The 17,370-nt window shown below is 68.6% G+C and carries 2 protein-coding genes; both read left to right on the top strand.

Features of this window, described 5'->3' with window-relative positions:
- Positions 1-122 precede the first annotated feature (122 nt).
- Positions 123-7,727 carry a SpvB/TcaC N-terminal domain-containing protein gene (locus tag AC099J_RS16825; protein WP_479616427.1) on the top strand — a complete coding sequence of 2,535 codons (7,605 nt, stop codon included), beginning with the start codon at positions 123-125 and terminating at the stop codon, positions 7,725-7,727.
- A gap of 75 nt (positions 7,728-7,802) precedes the next feature.
- Positions 7,803-17,135: a Tc toxin subunit A-related protein gene (locus tag AC099J_RS16820; RefSeq protein ID WP_479616426.1), complete on the top strand. Its 9,333-nt coding sequence runs from the start codon at positions 7,803-7,805 to the stop codon at positions 17,133-17,135.
- Positions 17,136-17,370 lie beyond the last annotated feature (235 nt).

Below are 17,370 nucleotides of genomic sequence, written 5' to 3'. Positions count from 1 at the left end.
GCCAGCGCTTGATATGCACGCTGTATCAACACGTAACTTGCATCCAACTCACATGAATCGGGTAGGCGCGTGCCTGACGCATCGCCGTACGATTTTCCTGCCCACCGCCCCTGCGACATGCCATGGCCCCCACCCCGACGCCCCAGCCCGCCACACGGCCGGCCGCTGCGCGCGAAGACGGCCCCGCGTTCACGGTCGCCGCGCCCAAGCTCGAGCTGCCCAAAGGCGGCGGCGCACTGCGCGGTATCGGCGAGAAATTCGCGGCCAACCCGGTCACCGGCACCGGCGGCCTGACGGTGCCGATCGCAGCCAGCCCGGGCCGGGGCGGCTTCGGCCCGCAGCTGGCGCTGGCCTACGACTCCGGCGCAGGCAACGGCCTGTTCGGCTTCGGCTGGTCAATGGCCCTGCCCCACATCACGCGCCGCACCGACAAGGGCCTGCCGCTCTACGACGACGCCGCCGGGTCCGACGTGTTCCTGCTCTCCGGAGTTGAAGACCTGGTGCCCGTGCTGCAGGCCGACGGCAGCCGCTTCGAAGACCGCAGCAGTGCGCCGCAATACGTGGTCCACCGCTACCGCCCGCGCTTGGAAGGCCTGTTCGCGCGCATCGAGCGCTGGACGCGCAATGTCGACGGCGACGTGCACTGGCGCTCGGTGTCGCGTGACAACGTGCTCAGCGTCTATGGCCTGGACGCCGCATCGCGCATTGCCGACCCGCAAGACCCTCGTCGCATCTTCAGTTGGTTGCTCTGCGAAACGCGTGACGACAAGGGCAACGCCATCGTCTACGGCTACCAGAGCGAAGACGGCGCAGGCGTGGACCTGACGCAGCCGCCCGAGCGCAACCGCGGCCCGCGCGACGGCCCGCAACGCCGGGTGCAGCGCCACATCAAGCGCATCCGCTATGGCAACCTCGCACCGCTGCTCGATGCCGGGGGCCTGCGCCGTGCGCTGGTCGACGCCGCCGCGCTGGCCAGCGCCACCTGGTTGTTCGAGCTGGTCTTCGACTACGGCGACCACGACCTGGCCGCACCCCGCGCCGCCGCCGATGTGCCCTGGGCGCTGCGGCCCGACCCGTTCTCCACCTGCCGCCCCGGCTTCGAGCTGCGCACCAGCCGGCGTTGCCGGCGCGTGCTGATGTTTCACCATTTCGCGCAGGAAGCCGATGTGGGCCGCGATTGCCTGGTGCGCTCGACCGACTTCGACTACGCCGATGAATGGAGCCCGCCGGACCCGCGAGCGCCCATCCACTCCTTCCTGCGCAGCGTCACGCAGGCCGGCTACACAGGCAATGGCAGCGGACTGCTGAAGCGCACCCTGCCGCCACTCGAATTCGAGTACAGCCTGCCCACCGTGCAAGGCACCGTGCAAGAGGTGGATGCCGCCAGCCTGGAGAACCTGCCTGCAGGCCTGGATGATGCAACCTGGCAATGGACCGATCTGCACGGCGAAGGCCTGCCAGGGCTGCTGACCGAGCAGGCCGGCGCCTGGCACTACAAGCGCAACCTCAGCCCGCTGGCCGAGGGCGCCGTTGCGTTCGCTCCCATCGAACGGGTGGCGGCCCGGCCCAGCGTCGGCCTGGCCAGCACCGCAGGAGCCCGCGCCACCCTCATGGACCTGGCCGGCGATGGCCGCCCTGACCTGGTGGTGCTGGACGGCGCCACGCCCGGCTTCCACGCCCACGATGCCGAGGAAGGCTGGGAGCCCTTCCACCCCTTCAGCGCACGCCTGCACCGCGATGTGCGCGACCCGAACCTGCGCTTCGTCGATCTGGATGGCGATGGCCTGCCCGATGTGCTGATCACCGAAGACGACGCCCTCGTCTGGCACGCCTCGCTGGCCGCCGAAGGTTTCGGCCCGGCCCGCCGCGTGCAGCGCGCGCTGGACGAAGAGGCCGGCCCGCGCCTGGTCTTCGCCGACGCCGCACAGTCCATCCACCTGGCCGACATGAACGGCGACGGCCTGAGCGATCTGGTGCGCGTGCGCCAGCGCGAGGTCTGCTACTGGCCCAACCTGGGCCATGGCCGCTTCGGCCCGAAGGTCACGATGGCCGGCGCGCCGCAGCTGGACCGACCGGACCGCTTCGATCAGGCCCGCGTGCGCCTGGCCGACATCGACGGCTCCGGCGCGGCCGACCTCATCTACCTGTCCGATGCCGGCGTCACGCTGTACTTCAACCAGTCCGGCAATGCCTTCAGCGCGGGGCAGCGGCTGGCCGCCTTTCCCGCCGTGGACAACCTGGCGGCCATCCAGTTGGCCGACCTGATGGGCAACGGCACGGCCTGCCTGGTGTGGTCGTCGCCGCTGCCTGGACAAGCACGGCGCGCCATGCGCTATGTCGACCTGATGGGCGGGCACAAGCCCCATCTTCTGGTGCGCTCGGCCAACAACCTGGGCGCCGAAACGCTGCTGCACTACGCGCCTTCCACCCGCTTCTACCTGGCCGACAGGCTGGCCGGCCGCCCCTGGATCAGCAAGCTGCCGTTCCCCGTGCACGTGGTCGAGCGCGTGGAAACCATCGACCGCATCAGCGGCAACCGCTTCGTCACGCGCTACGCCTACCACCACGGAGTTTTCGACGGCGCAGAGCGCGAGTTCCGCGGCTTCGGCATGGTCGAGCAGTGGGACACCGAGGAGATCGCCGCGCTGGGTACGACTGCGCAGGCAACGGACGGCAGCCATCTCGATGCCGCGTCCCACATGCCGCCGATGCTGACCCGCACCTGGTTCCATACCGGGCACGATCTGAGCGGCGAACCGTACGCCGACGCGTGGTACCGCGAACCGGGCCTGAGCGACGACGAGGCCCGCGGCCAGCGACTAAATGCCACCGCCGTGCCCGCCGGGCTGAGCCTGGAAGAAGCACGCGAGGCGCACCGCGCGTTGAAGGGCAGCATGCTGCGCAGCGAAACCTACGCGCTGGACGGCAGCCCACGCGCAACCCACCCCTATACGGTCACCGAGCAGAACTTCACGCTGCGCCTGGTGCAGCCACGGGCCGACAACCGCCACGCCGTCTTCCTCGCGCATGCGCGCGAAACGCTCACCTGGCACTACGAACGCAACCCGGCCGATCCGCGCCTCGCCCATGCGCTGACGCTGCAGGTCGATGACTTCGGCAACGTCCTGCGCGCTGCCGCCGTGGTCTACGGCCGGCGCCAGTCCGACCCGTCCCTGAGCGCCGACGAGCAAGCCCGGCAGACCGAGCGGCACGTCGTCATCGACGAGGCGGGCTTCACCAATGCGGTCGATCTGGCGCACGCCTGGCGCACGCCGCTGCCCTGCGAGCGCCGGGGCTATGAGCTGTCACCCCTGCCACTGGCGGCCGGCCAGGCGCGCTGGCATTTCGACGAACTGCAGGCAGCCTGCGCCGACGCCACCGCGATCGCCTACGAGGCCGCGTTCGACGGCGCCCTCCTGCAAAAGCGCTTGACCGCGCACGCCCGCACCACCTACCGCCCCGACGACCTGGGCGCCGCTGAGGGCGACGCGCTGGCCCTGCTGCCCCTGGGCACGCTGCAGTCCCTGGCCCTGCCCGGCGAGGGCACCCGGCTCGCGCTCACGGCCGGTCTGGTCAGCACCGTCTTCGGCGCGCGTGTCGATGTGGCGATGCTGGCGGTCGACGCCGCCTACGTGCACAGCCAGAGCGATGCCGACTGGTGGCAGCGCTCGGGCCGCGTGTTCCTGTCCGCCGGCACAGCCGACGGCCCGGCCACCGAACTCGCCGAGGCGCGCCTGCACTTCTACCTGCCCCGCCGCGTGCGCGACCCGTTCCACCGCGCAGGCTTCGCCACCGAGACCATCACCCGCTTCGACGCCTACGACATGGCTGTGGCAGAGGAGACGGACGCGCTGGGCAACAGCGTGTCGGCGCTGCAGGACTACCGCGTGCTGCAGCCGCGCCTGGTGACCGACGCCAATGGCAACCGGTCCGCCGTGGCCTTCGATGCGCTGGGCGCCGTCGTCGGCACTGCGGTCATGGGCAAGGTGACCGAGACCCTGGGCGACACGCTCGATGGTTTCGTCGCCGACCTGGACGAGGCCACCGTGCTGGCCCACTTGGCCGACCCGCTGGCCGCGCCCCACGCCCTGCTGCAGCGCGCCAGCACGCGCATCGTGGTCGACCCATTCGCCTACCTGCGCACGCGTGACCAGCTGCAACCCCAGCCCGCCGTCGCCTGCGTGCTGGCCCGAGAAACGCACGACGCCGACCTGCCCACCGACCAAGCCACGCGCATCCAGCACGCCTTCTCGTACTCCGACGGCTTTGGCCGCGAGATGCAGAAGAAGCTGCGGGCCGAGCCCGGCCCGCTCGCCCCCGGCGGCGCAGTGCACAGCCCGCGTTGGGTCGGCAGCGGCTGGACTGTCTTCAACAACAAGGGCCTGCCGGTGCGGCAGTACCAGCCCTTTTTCTCTTCCACGCACGGCTTCGAGTTCGCGCGCACGCAGGGCGCCAGCCCCGTGCTGTGCTACGACCCGGTCGGCCGCGTGGTGGCCACGCTGCACCCCGACCACAGCTGGCAGAAGGTGGTGTTCAACCCCTGGCGGCAAGAGGCATGGGATGCCAACGACACGGTGCTGATCGCCGACCCGCAGCAAGACGTCGACGTCGGCGACCATCTCGCGCGCCTGCCCGCAGCGGATGTGCTGCCGACCTGGCATGCGCAGCGCATCGACGGCAGCCTGGGGCCGCTGCCGCAGCAGGCCGCGCGCAAAGCGGCCGTGCACGCCGCCACGCCCGCCATCACGCACCTGGACGCGCTGGGCCGCGCCTTCCTCAGCATCGCGCACAACCGCTGGCAGTTCAGCAACGCGTCGGCGCAAGAAGACTTCCAGCGCACGCGCACGGTGTTCGACATCCTTGGCAACACGCTGGCCGTGGTCGACGCGCTGGGCCGCACCGTCATGCGCTTCGACCACGACCTGCTGGGCACGAGCCTGCACAGCGCCAGCATGGACGCTGGCGAGCGCTGGATGCTGGGCGACGCGGCTGGCAGGCCGCTCTATGGGTGGGACAGCCGCCAGCACCGCCAGCGCAGCACCTACGACCCGCTGGGCCGGCCCGCCACCACCCACCTGCAGACGGCCGACGCCGCCGAGCAGATGCTCGGCAGCACCGTCTACGGCGAAAGCCTGCCCGATGCCTTGGCGCTGAACCTGCGCGGCAAGCCCTGCCAGGTGTTCGACGGCGCCGGCGTGGCCACCACGACTGCTTACGACTTCAAGGGCAATGCCCTGATCGCCACGCGCCAGCTGGCGGTGGACTACCAGCGCACGCCGGACTGGTCCATCGAAGTCGCACTGCAGCCCGAGGTGTTCACGGCACACACCGCCTTCGACGCTCTGAACCGGCCCGTGACACAGACCACCCCGGACGGCAGCACCGTGCGCCGCAGCTACAGCGAGGCCGGCCTGCTGGAGACAGTCGAGGCACAGCTGCGCGCCGCCACCAACGCCGGCCAGCCGGTGTGGACGCCCATCGTCACCGGCATCGACCACGACGCGCAAGGCCGGCGCGCGCAGATCCGCTACGGCAACGGCGCCGTCACGACCCACACCTACGACCCGCTCAGCCAGCGCCTCACGCGCCTGCACACCACGGCGGCCGATGGCCTGGTGCAAGACCTCTCGTACCACTACGACGCCGTGGGCAACATCACCCACCTGGACGACGCGGCCCAGCAGACGGTCTACTTCCGCAATGCGCGTGTCGATTCCGGCAACGACTACCTCTACAACGCCAACTACGAACTGATCGAGGCCACCGGACGCGAGCACCTGGGCCAACTGGGGGGCACGCGCAGCCCGCCCACTGCACCGAACGCATTCAACGGCTTTCACACCGGCCTATTGCACCCGGGCGACGGCAATGCCATGGGCCGCTACCTGGAACGCTACGTCTACGACGCCGTGGGCAACTTCCAGCAGATGCAGCACGCGGGCAGCGACCCGGCCGACCCGGGGTGGACGCGCGCCTACACCTACGCCGAGCCCAGCCTGCTGGAGCCGGGCCAGGTCAACAACCGGCTGAGTGCGACGCAGGTGGGGGCCGGGCCCGTGGAGCCCGCCACCTACGACGCGCACGGCAGCATGACCGCCATGCCGCACCTGCCGCTGATGCAGTGGAACGAGCGCGACCAGCTGCAGGCTTCGGCGCGGCAGGTCCGCCATGACGGCACGCCGCAGACGACCTTCTACGTCTACGACGCAGCCGGGCAGCGCGTGCGCAAGGTGACGCAGGGCACATCGGGCCGCCGCCTGCACGAGCGGGTGTACCTGGGCAGCTTCGAGGTCTACCGCGAGTACGCGCCCGATGGCGAAGCCATCCGCCTGGAGCGCGAGACCCTGCACCTGATGGACGACCGGCAGCGCATCGCCATGGTCGACACCCGCACGCAGGGCGATGACGGCACCGTGGCGCAGTTGCTGCGCTACCAGATCGCCAACCATGTCGGCTCTTCCAGCGTGGAGCTAGACGAAGCCGGCGCGCTCGTCTCGTACGAGGTGTACTTTCCTTACGGCAGCACCTCCTACCAGGCCATGGATGCGGGCACCCGGGCGGCAGCCAAGCGTTATCGCCACACCGGCAAAGAGAGGGACGAAGAATCGGGATTCGCCTACCACGGCGCCCGGTATTACCTACCGTGGCTCGGCATATGGAGTAGCGTGGATCCGTTGGCCCTTCAAACACCCAATGTTTCTCCGTATGTCGCTTTCTTGAACAGTCCCTCAATATTCACCGATCCTGACGGAAAAAGCGCTTGGTCGGATTTCTCCGACGCCATGAAGCAGCGCATGAGCGGTATTGAAGCGGGAACTGTCGAGCGCGATGCGTTCACCCTGGGGCAGGACCTTGCGGTATACAAAATCATAGAAGGCATCGACGCCCTCGTCAGCATGACATCCGAGGATTGGGCCAAAAGCCTTATGAATATCAAGATGGACGACTTGAATCCCGGAAAATGGGCCGAATCGTCTTCGACTCAAGCTGTGGCGGCAGCCGCTCCCGCGTTTTTGAGCACAGACCCCTACACGCGAGACGTTGCGAGAGGGCAGTTGTTTCACAACATTCTCATCGCTGCATCGTCGGAAATAGCCGGCGGAGCGGGTAGCTTGGCAGTCACAAGGCCTATCGCGACCTCATTGGGAGGGAACGTGTTCGATCACTCGATGGGCACCGCCACGCGAGGCATGAGAACGATGGCGAGCAGCGCAGATGATTTTTCGTATAAGGGATCTTGGCTAGTTCAGTCCAATTGGAGTCCATTCGGTACGAACTCCGGCCCCACTCCAGAAATTCGCGGAACCAATTGCGTTTTCTGTACGGTCGCCGGTCAGCGTTCACCTCAAATTACATCGACTGAGGCCGCGGAGCTGTTGAATCTCGCAGAGGGGGAGGTCCGCAACTGGAGAATGCTCAGCTTCAAATTTCAACAGATTGAACTAAAGGGCACCCATGCTGGATTCGATTCCGTGTCAGCGGCGAAAGCCTACATGCGCAGTCATGAGGTGGGTGAGATGTTTGCAGTCGGTTACAAGCCTTTTGGTATTCCGAACGCCCATGTGGTGGGCGCCACCAACGGCCGCTTTGGCGTTTATTTCAGAGATTACCAGTCGCCGCTAGCCCTGCCGAAGCCATTCATATTCGCAGGCTACCCCCCGGATGGTTTATTTGGTCCAGTTCCCCGCATTTCTGTCTGGAACCTCACTCCGGTGAAAGGTCAATGATTTTTCTCCAACGCCAAGTACCACCCATTGAAGGCATCACCCATGAAACCCGTAGCATTTCCGCTCGAGCCAAGAATGAGCAGCCGAGAGGTGGCGGATCTGCAAGCCGCTCTCGAATTCCTCGGCCAAACGATCGGCCAGGCAGAAGGGGCGAGCCAACGCTACGGCGCGACGACGCGTGCGGCGGTGCTGCAGTTCCAGCAAGCCCAACAACTCCCCGCCACCGGCAGCGTCGACGAGGCCACGGCCGCTGCCATCAACGCCGCCCTGCCAGCCCCGGGCACGGTGGACCCCTCACCCGTCGTCGGCAACCCGCCCCCTTCCAACCCGCCTCCCGCCGAGCCCAAACTTTTCAGCGTCCACGGCGAAGTCGTCCGCCCCGACGGCACGCCGATCCAGAACCAGATCGTCATTGCTTACGACCGCGCGCTGTGCGAATGGCGTCGCCTGGGCAGTGTCGAGACGGTGGCGCTGACGAATGACCGTGGGCTGTACGTCATCACCTACGACCCCGCGCAGTTGAAGCAATGGGGCAAGGCCCGCGCGGACCTGCGGGTCGAGGTGCTCGACCCCGAGGGCAAGACGGTGCTGGCCGAATCGCCGCTCATCCTGCGCGCGCTGCCGCACGAGACCGTGAACTTCTCCATCGGCACCCAGCGCTACCGCGGCCCCGACGACTTCACGCGGTTGGAGCAGGCGCTGGCGCCGCAGCTGGCCGGCCACGACGCCGACCTCGTGTGTCTGTTGACGCCCGACGTGCTGATCCTGGCGCGCGAGGCCGGGGTCGCCGCGTCGCGGGCCGCGTGGTATGTCAAGGCGCGCCGCTGGTCGGTCACGTTCGGGCTGCCGGCGGCCTTGTTCTACGGCCTGCTGCGGGGCGGCGCGCCCACGCGCATCGACGCCCTGCTGGCGCGCCCGCTGGCCCGCCTCTGGTCCACCCTGCTGGAGGCCCGCGCGCGCAACCGCATCGGCCTGGCGCTGGTGCCCAAGCTGCGCGCACAGCTCGCCCAGGTCCAGCAAACCTACCTCGCCACGCCGACCCACCCCTACGCGCAACTGCTGGGCACCGCCAAGCTCAGCGCCGAGCAGCAGGCCACCTTCACCCGTCGGCTGACGACCGGCGACGATGCGGGCGATGCGCTCTGGCAGGCCCTGCAGGCCAAAGACGGCTTCAGCGCCGACGAGGTGGGCCGGCTGCAGCAGACCTTCGAGCTGCAAGCCGCCCTCGGCGACAACACCAGCCTCAGCGTGGCCCTGCGCGGCAAGCTCGCGGTGCAGGCCGCGCGTGAGGTCGCGGCCTTCAGCCCCGCGCATTGGCGCGACACGGTGCTGGCCATCGACACCGTGGAATTTCCCGACGACTTGCTGCCCGGTGCCCCCGCCGCCGAGCGCCGAGCCGCCTATGCACAGATGCTCTACCGCGAGGCCGAGCACCGCTACCCCACCGCGTCGCTGGCCGGCCAGATGGCGCGCGACGCGCAGTGGGCCAACCACCCGGTACAAGGCTTCTTGACGGCGCAACCCAGCTTCGAGTTTGCCGACCAGCGCGTGCTGAACTTTCTGCGTGCGCAGCCCGACGCGCTGCAGGGCCTGCCGCCCACTGCGCGCGACGAGTTGCTGCGCATCGAACAGCTGTTCCACCTCACGCCCGGCGAAGACAAGCTCACCGTGATCCAGCCGATGTGGGCCGCCGGGTTGCGCGCCGCGCCGCAGCTGGCGCGCCTGGGCCGTTCCGGCCTGGCGCGGCGCCTGGCCGGTGTCGACGTGGCCACCGTACAGCGCATGTACCGCAAGGCCGTGCATGTGACCGCATTGGCGCTCAGCGTGTACTTGCGCTTCAACCCCAACCTCAACCGCCTGTCGCCCGCCACACTGCGCCTGCCACAGGCCCCTGCGGCGCAAACAGGCGCACTGCAGGCCCTGGCGGAATCCAGCATCACGCTGCCCGAATGGCAGGCGCTGTTCGGCTCGCCCGATGCCTGCGAATGTTCGCACTGCGAATCGGCGCTGAGCCCGTCCGCCTACCTGGTGTCGATCATGGCGTTCGTGGAGCGCGCGGTGGACGCCGCCGGCCACAACGCGCTGGACGCGCTGCTCGCCCGCCGCCCCGATCTGGGCACGTTGCAGCTGACCTGCGAGAACACCGAAACGCTGGTGCCTCACATCGACCTGGCGATCGAGGTCCTCGAATCGATCGTTGCCAGCAGCGATGGTCAGACGCTGTCGGGTGCCGACATCGGCCCCACCACCTGGACGGCCGACCTGCTCGCCGCCCAGCCCGAACACCTGCGCACCGCCGCCTACGACATCGTGCGCACCTCGGCCTACCCCTTGCGCTCCCTGCCGTTCGACCTGTGGGCCGAGGAAGGCCGGCACTACCTCGCGCGCATGGGCATCGCGCGTGCAGAGCTGATGCAGGCCATGCCCGCGCTCCCGGGCGTCGGCGCGCTGGAGCGGGCCACCGAAGCGCTGGGCATGAGCCGCGTCGAGCGCGAGCTGATCGCCCAGTCCAAGACGGCGCCCGCAGCGCTGGCCCCCGCCTGGGGTTACGCCAGCGCGGCCGCGCTGGCGGCTGGCCACCTCGGCACCGTCGCCAACCTGCTGGCGCGTGCCGCCATCGACTACGACGCGCTGTTGCGCCTGCTGAACACGCGCTATCTGAACCCCGGCCGCGCGGTCAGCGTGCGCTTCGATGGCACGCGTTGCGCGGTGGATGGCGCCGTGTTGATCGACGCCGCAGGCGTTGAGCTGGCCGGCGCCCCGCTGCGCGCGCTGCTCGACCGCCTGCACCGCTTCCTGCGGCTGCAGGTGCGGTTGGACTGCGACGAGTACACGCTGGACACCCTGCTGCCGGCCCTGGACGCCGCCGACTTCGACGCACCCAAGTTCTTCGAGCAACTGGCCGCCGTGCAGGCGCTGCGGCGCGATATGCATACGGGCCTGGCCGACCTGGGCAGCTGGTGGGCGGCCACGCTCGACACCTTCGCTTACGAAGACGACCTTCCCTCCCAATACGAGCACATCGTCCTCGACCCGGCGCGCTTCCCCGACACGCACGCCGGCACCGGCGTGGACCTGCGCAATGCCGTCTTCGCGCTGCGGGCTGACCGCGCCGATCTGGCCATCACCACCACGACCGACGCCAGCCTGAGCCCCTGGCTGGCCGAGTCCGACGGCGCCACCGTGCCGGTCTACACCGTGCGCGCCGAGTACAGCGCCGCCCTGCAGGGCGCCACGCGGTTGACCAGCGACGATCTGCTGCTGTTCGCAGTCGCACTGCTGCCCAAAGACAGCGCCACCGGCCACGTGGCACTGAACCTGGCCAACGTGTCACAGCTGTACCGGCTGGCCACGTTCATGCGCGCAGCCAGGCTCAGCGCCCGCGACCTGGTCCGCCTGAGGGCCCTGGCCCGCCGCGCGCCGCTGCGCTCGCCCACCGTGGATGCCAACCCGCTGGACACGCAGGCCTTCACCGAGGTGCTGCGCGATGTGCAGGCCGCTGGCTTTTCCATCGAACGACTGGCCTGGCTGCACCTGCACGAGGCCGATGCCGTGGCCGCGCTGTCGCCCGGCGTAGAGGCCGCCGAGGCCTGGCGCGCATCGGTGCTCGACGGATTTCAGGGCATCGTGCGGCTGAACGATCCCGCTGTGACCGACGCCCTCAAGTCGTCGCTCACGCAATCGCTGGGCAGCACGATGGGCATGGACCCGGCCGCGCTGCATGCCCTGCTGTTCACGCACCGGCTGGCGCTGGGCGACGAGCTGCTCGCGCACGTGTTCGTGGCGGCCAACGCCGGCCACCCCAACCTGCCGGTGCCGGCCGGCGCTTTCGCGGATGTGTTCGAACGCCTCGCCAAGTTCGCTCTGGCGTGGAACGGCCTGCGGCTGGACCTGAGCTTCCTGCCCTTCGTGCTGGACACCGGCCCCGGGCTGGGCTGGGCCGACATCGCAGCGCTGCCCATCACACCACCGGCGCGCGTGGACTTCACGCCCTGGCAGCGCCTGGTCGCCGCCGCCGCGTTGCACAACACCACCTTCACGCTGGAGGCCTCGCTGTTCGCGCTGATCGAGCAGGCCACGGCGCAGACCGCGGACCCGGCCAGCTTCGTGCTCGCCGACTTCCTCGCGCAGATCAGCGCCTCAACGCTCTGGCCTCCCGCCGATGTCACGTATCTGACAGGACCAGCCGGCTTGAACCTGACGCTGCCCGACGCGATGCGCGACGAGCGCGCGCTGCTGGCCATGCAGGCAGTGTTCGATCTAATCCGCAGCTCGGGCGTGAGCGCGGCCCAGGCCCACGGCTGGACGCTGGAGGAACTGGGCTACACACAGACCCAGGCCATCAAACAAGCCCTGTCGCCGGCCTTCGAACCTGCACGCTGGCTCGACGTGCTGGGCAGCATCCAGGACACGCTGCGCACCCGCAAGCGCGACGCCCTGCTGGGCCACGCGCTCACCAACCTGGGCATGGAAGACGCCGACGCCTTCTACGCCCACTACCTGATCGACCCGGCCATGTCGCCGGCCGACCGCACCTCGCGCGTGGTGCTGGGCGCATCGGCCGTGCAGCTGTTCGTGCAGCGCATGCTGCTGAACCTGGAACCCTTCCACTTCGAGAAGGCCGACGCCACGGCCTGGCACTGGCAGCAAAACTACCGCGTGTGGGAGGCCGCGCGCCGTGTCTTCCTGACGCCGGAAAACTGGCTGGAGCCGGACTGGCGCGACGACAAATCCGCCTTCTTCCGCGAGCTGGAAGATGCGCTTGACCAGGAAGACGTGACCGCCGCATCGGCCGAGCGCATCTACCTGGACTACCTGCGCAAGGTCGACCAGGTCAGCCGGCTGGAGATCCTGGGCAGCTATGAGGAGGCGTGGACCGTGGGCGACGCCGACACCGTGCGCCTGCACGTGGTGGGCCGCACGCAGGAGGTGCCGGCCGCCTACTTCTACCGCCGGCAGGAGAACCGCGCGCACTGGACGCCATGGGAGCGCATCCAGCTCGACATGACCGGCGAGCACCTGGTGCCGGTGGCCTACAACGGCAAGCTCTACCTGTTCTGGCCGGAGTTCAAGGTCACCGAATCGGACGCGCCTTCGCCGGCCGCGTTGAAGCGTGAGGAGGTCGCCGCCGCGGCGCAGGACGTGGCCGACGTCCAGAACGCCATCGATGCGAAATACCGTGAGATCCAGCAGGCCGGACCGCTGCCATCGCCCACGCTGCTGGCCGAACTCGCGGAGCTGGGCGACGCCCTGAGCGAAGCCCAGGACGCGTACGACGAGCTGGTGGACGACGATGGCTCGGTGCAGGTCGACCCGAATGTGGAAGAGCCCCTGCGCTACGACGTGGAGCTGGGCATGTCGTGGTGCACCTACGGGCCGGCCGGCACGTCGCCCAAGCAAAGTACGCGCGAGCCCTTGTTCTACTCGACCAATGTCGAGCCCGAGTGGCACCACTTCAGCGGCTGGGTCAGTGGCGACCTGATGCGCATTGCGGTGCGCACCACGCACGACGCCGAGCCCGACATCGGCTATTTCTATCTCGACAACATCAACGGCGAGTTGCACGCCAGCAAGTTCCTGAGCGGCGCGCCTGTCGGCGAGGTGTCGGTCGCCGGGGCGATGCAGGCCTTCCAGACATTGGAGCTGGTGTATTTCACCGAGGGCACGCCGCGGCTGGAGCTGAACATCGAGGGCGACTATTGGGTGGGACGGTTGCTGACCGAGACCGCCGCCACCCCCCGCACGCTCGACCCCCACGTCGATCTGGAAGACATCCAGACCGCACCGCGCCTGCCGCAGGTGCGCACCTTGCTGAACACCTTGACCGACGGCTACGGCCGTGTGCACTACCTGCACCAATACGGACTGGGTGGCCGGGCAGAGTCGCCGTTCTTCTTCTCCACCAACCTGGGCTGCTGGTTCCTGCAGCTGGACGAGGTGCTGGTGCGGCCCATCTTCCAGACCACAGGCGCACGCGTGGCACCGCACGCAGCACATGCGGAACGCGCACCAGCCAAGGCGACAGCGACGTCTACGAAAGCCAGAGCCTCGGTGGGCGCCGTCGCGTTCCAGGCAGATCCGCACTACCAGGCCAACGGCACACAGATCATCGACCGCGGCCTGTCCGCGATGGACGCCACGCTGCACACCACCACCACGCTGGTGAACGGCATCCTCGTCAACGACACCGTGGCCGTCGAGCACGCCGCCACCGACCTGGCGCTGACGCAAACCAGGTACCGGTTCACGCGCTTCACGGACCCGAACACCAGCCTGTTCCTGCGCCAGGTCTCGCGCCACGGCGTGGCCGGCCTGCTGAGCCCCGACCCGCTGGACGACGCGGATTCGGAAACGCTCTACCGCCAGCTGCTGCCGCTGGACAGCTTCGATTTCGCCGCCACCTACGCCCCCAACCCCGTCTGGGTGGCCAGCCCCTATCCCGCGGGCGAGATCGATTTCGACGACGGCGCGCCCTGTGCCTGGTCGAACTGGGAGCTGTTCTTCCACATCCCTGTGATGATTGCCTCGCGGCTGATGCGCAACGAGCGCCACGCCGAGGCGCGGCAGTGGCTGCAGCACGTCTTCGACCCCACCGCGTCCGACGAAGACGGCCCGGCCGGCTACTGGAAGATCAAGCCTTTCTACGAAGAGCAGCAAGGCGGCGCGCTGCAGACGCTCGACACGCTGCTGACCGAAGGCAGCACCGCGTATGAGCAGCAGCTGCAGGCGTGGGAGGCCGACCCGTTCCTGCCCCACGCCATCGCCCGGTTGCGCACGCCGGCCTACATGCAGTCGGTGGTGATGCGCATGCTGACCTCACTCATCAGCGAGGCCGACGGGCTGTTTCGCCTCGACACGCGCGAGGCCATCGACCGGGCGCGCCAGCTGTATGTGCTGGCCGGCAGCATCCTGGGCGAGCGGCCGACGCTGCTGCCGCCCCAGCACGCCGCCACGCAAACGCCGAACCTGCTGTTGAACCGCTTTCGCCTGGAATGGAACGGCCTGCCCGGCGGCCACCCGCTCGATGCCCTGGCTGCGCTGCTGGCCGCCGGGCTGCCCGGCGCATCGACCGCGCCCTCGCGCAGCCGCGCCGTGGCCCCGGGCGCCATCACCGTGGACACCACGACATCCGGCAACGCACTGGCCGCAGCATTCGGCGGCACGGGCCCGGCCATCACACTGGGCAGCGCCAGCGGCGTCGACACCTTGCTCCTGATGTGCATCCCGCACAACGACGTGTTGTGGGCCTACTGGGACACTGTGGCCGACCGCTTGTTCAAGATTCGCCACAGCATGAATTTGAGCGGCCAGGTGCGGCAGCTGGCGCTGTTCTCGCCGCCCATCGACCCGGCGTTGTTGATCCGCGCGGCCGCTGCGGGGCTGGACATCGAGGCCGTGCTGAATGGCCTGTTCGCGCTGCGCCCGCACTACCGCTTCGCCTTCCTGTTGCAACAGGCGCTGGCGCTGTGCGGCGACGCGCGCAACCTGGGCCAGATGCTGCTGACCACGCTGGAAAAGCGCGACGCCGAACAGCTCAGCCTGCTGCGCAGCACGCACGAGGTCGGCCTGCTGACGCAGATCCGCGCGTTGAAAGCCAAGAACGTGGACGAGGCCGGTGCCCAGCTGGCCGCGTTGCAGCAGAGCCGCGAGGCGGCGCAGTTCCGGCAAGCGTTCTATGCCGGGCAGGAGCGCGTGAGTGCCGGGGAGCAGAAGAGCCTGGATGCGTTGGAGACGGGGCGCTACTTTCAGATCGCAGCCGAAGTCACAGAGACCGCAGCAAGCCTGCTCAACTTGATACCGACGACCTCCGTGACCGTTGTGCCTCCGTCGTCCTCGGTCTCGTTTGGCGGGTCCAATCTGGCTGGCGCAGCGCAGTCCATCGCCAGCTCTGCCCGTGCGTTGGCCAACGCCAAGACCTATGAAGCCTCCAAGGCCAGCACGGTCGCGTCCTACGGTCGCCGCATGGACGACTGGCGTTTGCAAGCCGATCTGGCCAAGCATGAGATCGCGCAGCTCGACCAGCAGATCGTGGCCGCCGAGATCCGCCAGCAGGTTGCCGACAAGGATCTGACGAACCACGATCAGCAGACCGAACAGGCCCGGCAGGTCGAAGACTTCATGAAGCTCAAGTTCAGCAGCCAGCAGCTGTTCGGCTGGATGGCGTCACGGCTGGCATCGGTGCATTTCCAGGCCTACCAGATGGCCTACCAGATGGCGCTGCAGGCGCAATCGGCCTTCCAGCAAGAGCTGGGGCCCGACGAGGCCGCAGCCACCTTCATCCGCCCCGACAACTGGGACAGCCTAAAGAAAGGCCTGCTGGCCGGCGAGCTGCTGCAGCTGCAACTGCGCCAGATGGAGACGGCGCACCTGGCCGCCAACCGACGCGAGCTGGAGATCACCAAGCACGTCTCGCTGTTCCAGCTCGACCCGCTAGCGCTGCTGCAGCTGCGGGCCACCGGCGCCTGCACCTTCCACGTGCCCGAGGTCTGGCTCGCGCTGGACTTTCCGGCGCACTACCTGCGGCGGATCAAGGCCGTCAGCGTGACGATCCCCTGTGTCATCGGCCCGTATGCGAACGTCAGCGCCACGCTGACCCTGCTGGACAGCTGGACGCGCCGCAGCGCCGACCCGGCCGACGCGACGCAGCCGCTGAACGACCTGCTCGAAGCCCCGCAGACGGCGATGGCCACCAGCACCGCGATGCGCGACGCCGGCATGTTCGAGCTGAGCTTCAACGACCCGCGCTACCTGCCCTTCGAAGGCGCCGGCGCCATCGCCACCTGGCGGCTGGAGCTGCCCCAGACGCTGCGGCCGTTCGACTACGGCACGGTCTCCGATGTGGTGATGCACCTGAGCTACACCGCGCGCGACGGCGGGCCGACGTTCAAGGCCGCTGTGGGGGGCGGCCTGGTCGACGCGCTGAACGCGCTGGCCGCGCCAGGCAGCAGCGCAGGCTTGCCGATGCGCCGGTTGATCAGCCTGCGGCACGACTTTCCGGATGCGTGGAACCAGCTGATGGCGACGGCCGCCGACGCGCCGCGCGCCTGCACGCTGGCGTTGACGCGGCAGCTGATGCCGTCACTGCTGGACCAGGTCTGGGCAGTCGCCGACGAAGACAGCGCCAGCGCCGCGCCACTGGCGTTGACCATCACGGGACTGATGGCGGTGCTCGGACCCACCGGGCCCTTGCCGTCGGACGCGCAGAACATCACGCTGAACGGCCACGCGCAAACCCCGCTGTTCGGCAGCCCGTCGTTCGACCTCGGCACGGACCGGGACGCGCTGCCCGGCACGGTGCTGGACACCGCGAGCCCGATCGATTGCGTATTGACGTTGGCGGGGCCGCTGCTGCTGGCAGAGGAGTGGCGGGATTTGTATTTGGTGGTGGAGTACGAGGTGTCGAGGTAAGGCCACTGCATCGTTGTCCGTGCATGGCCAAGACCGCTTCGGCGTCGAAGGCTCTGACCCAACCCGCGCGGGTGATGTGGCGCTGGTGGATGCGCGCCCGCTCGACTACATGCCAACGCTCTGAGCCAAGCATGCCAAATGAGCCTCGCCCGAGAACACGAGCGCCGGCCCGCACCGACTTGGCCCAAGCACACTGGTTGATGCGCCCCCCACATCCGAAGGCGCAGCGCTCGTC

This window comes from Rhodoferax sp. RT4P68, assembly GCF_056521305.1.
This window is presented reverse-complemented; position numbering and strand designations above follow the sequence as displayed.

Excerpts from the sequence above, each read along its gene's own strand:
- AC099J_RS16825 (WP_479616427.1), top strand. The coding sequence starts at position 123 with ATGGCCCCCACCCCGACGCCCCAGCCCGCCACACGGCCGGCCGCTGCG.
- AC099J_RS16820 (WP_479616426.1), top strand. The coding sequence starts at position 7,803 with ATGAGCAGCCGAGAGGTGGCGGATCTGCAAGCCGCTCTCGAATTCCTC.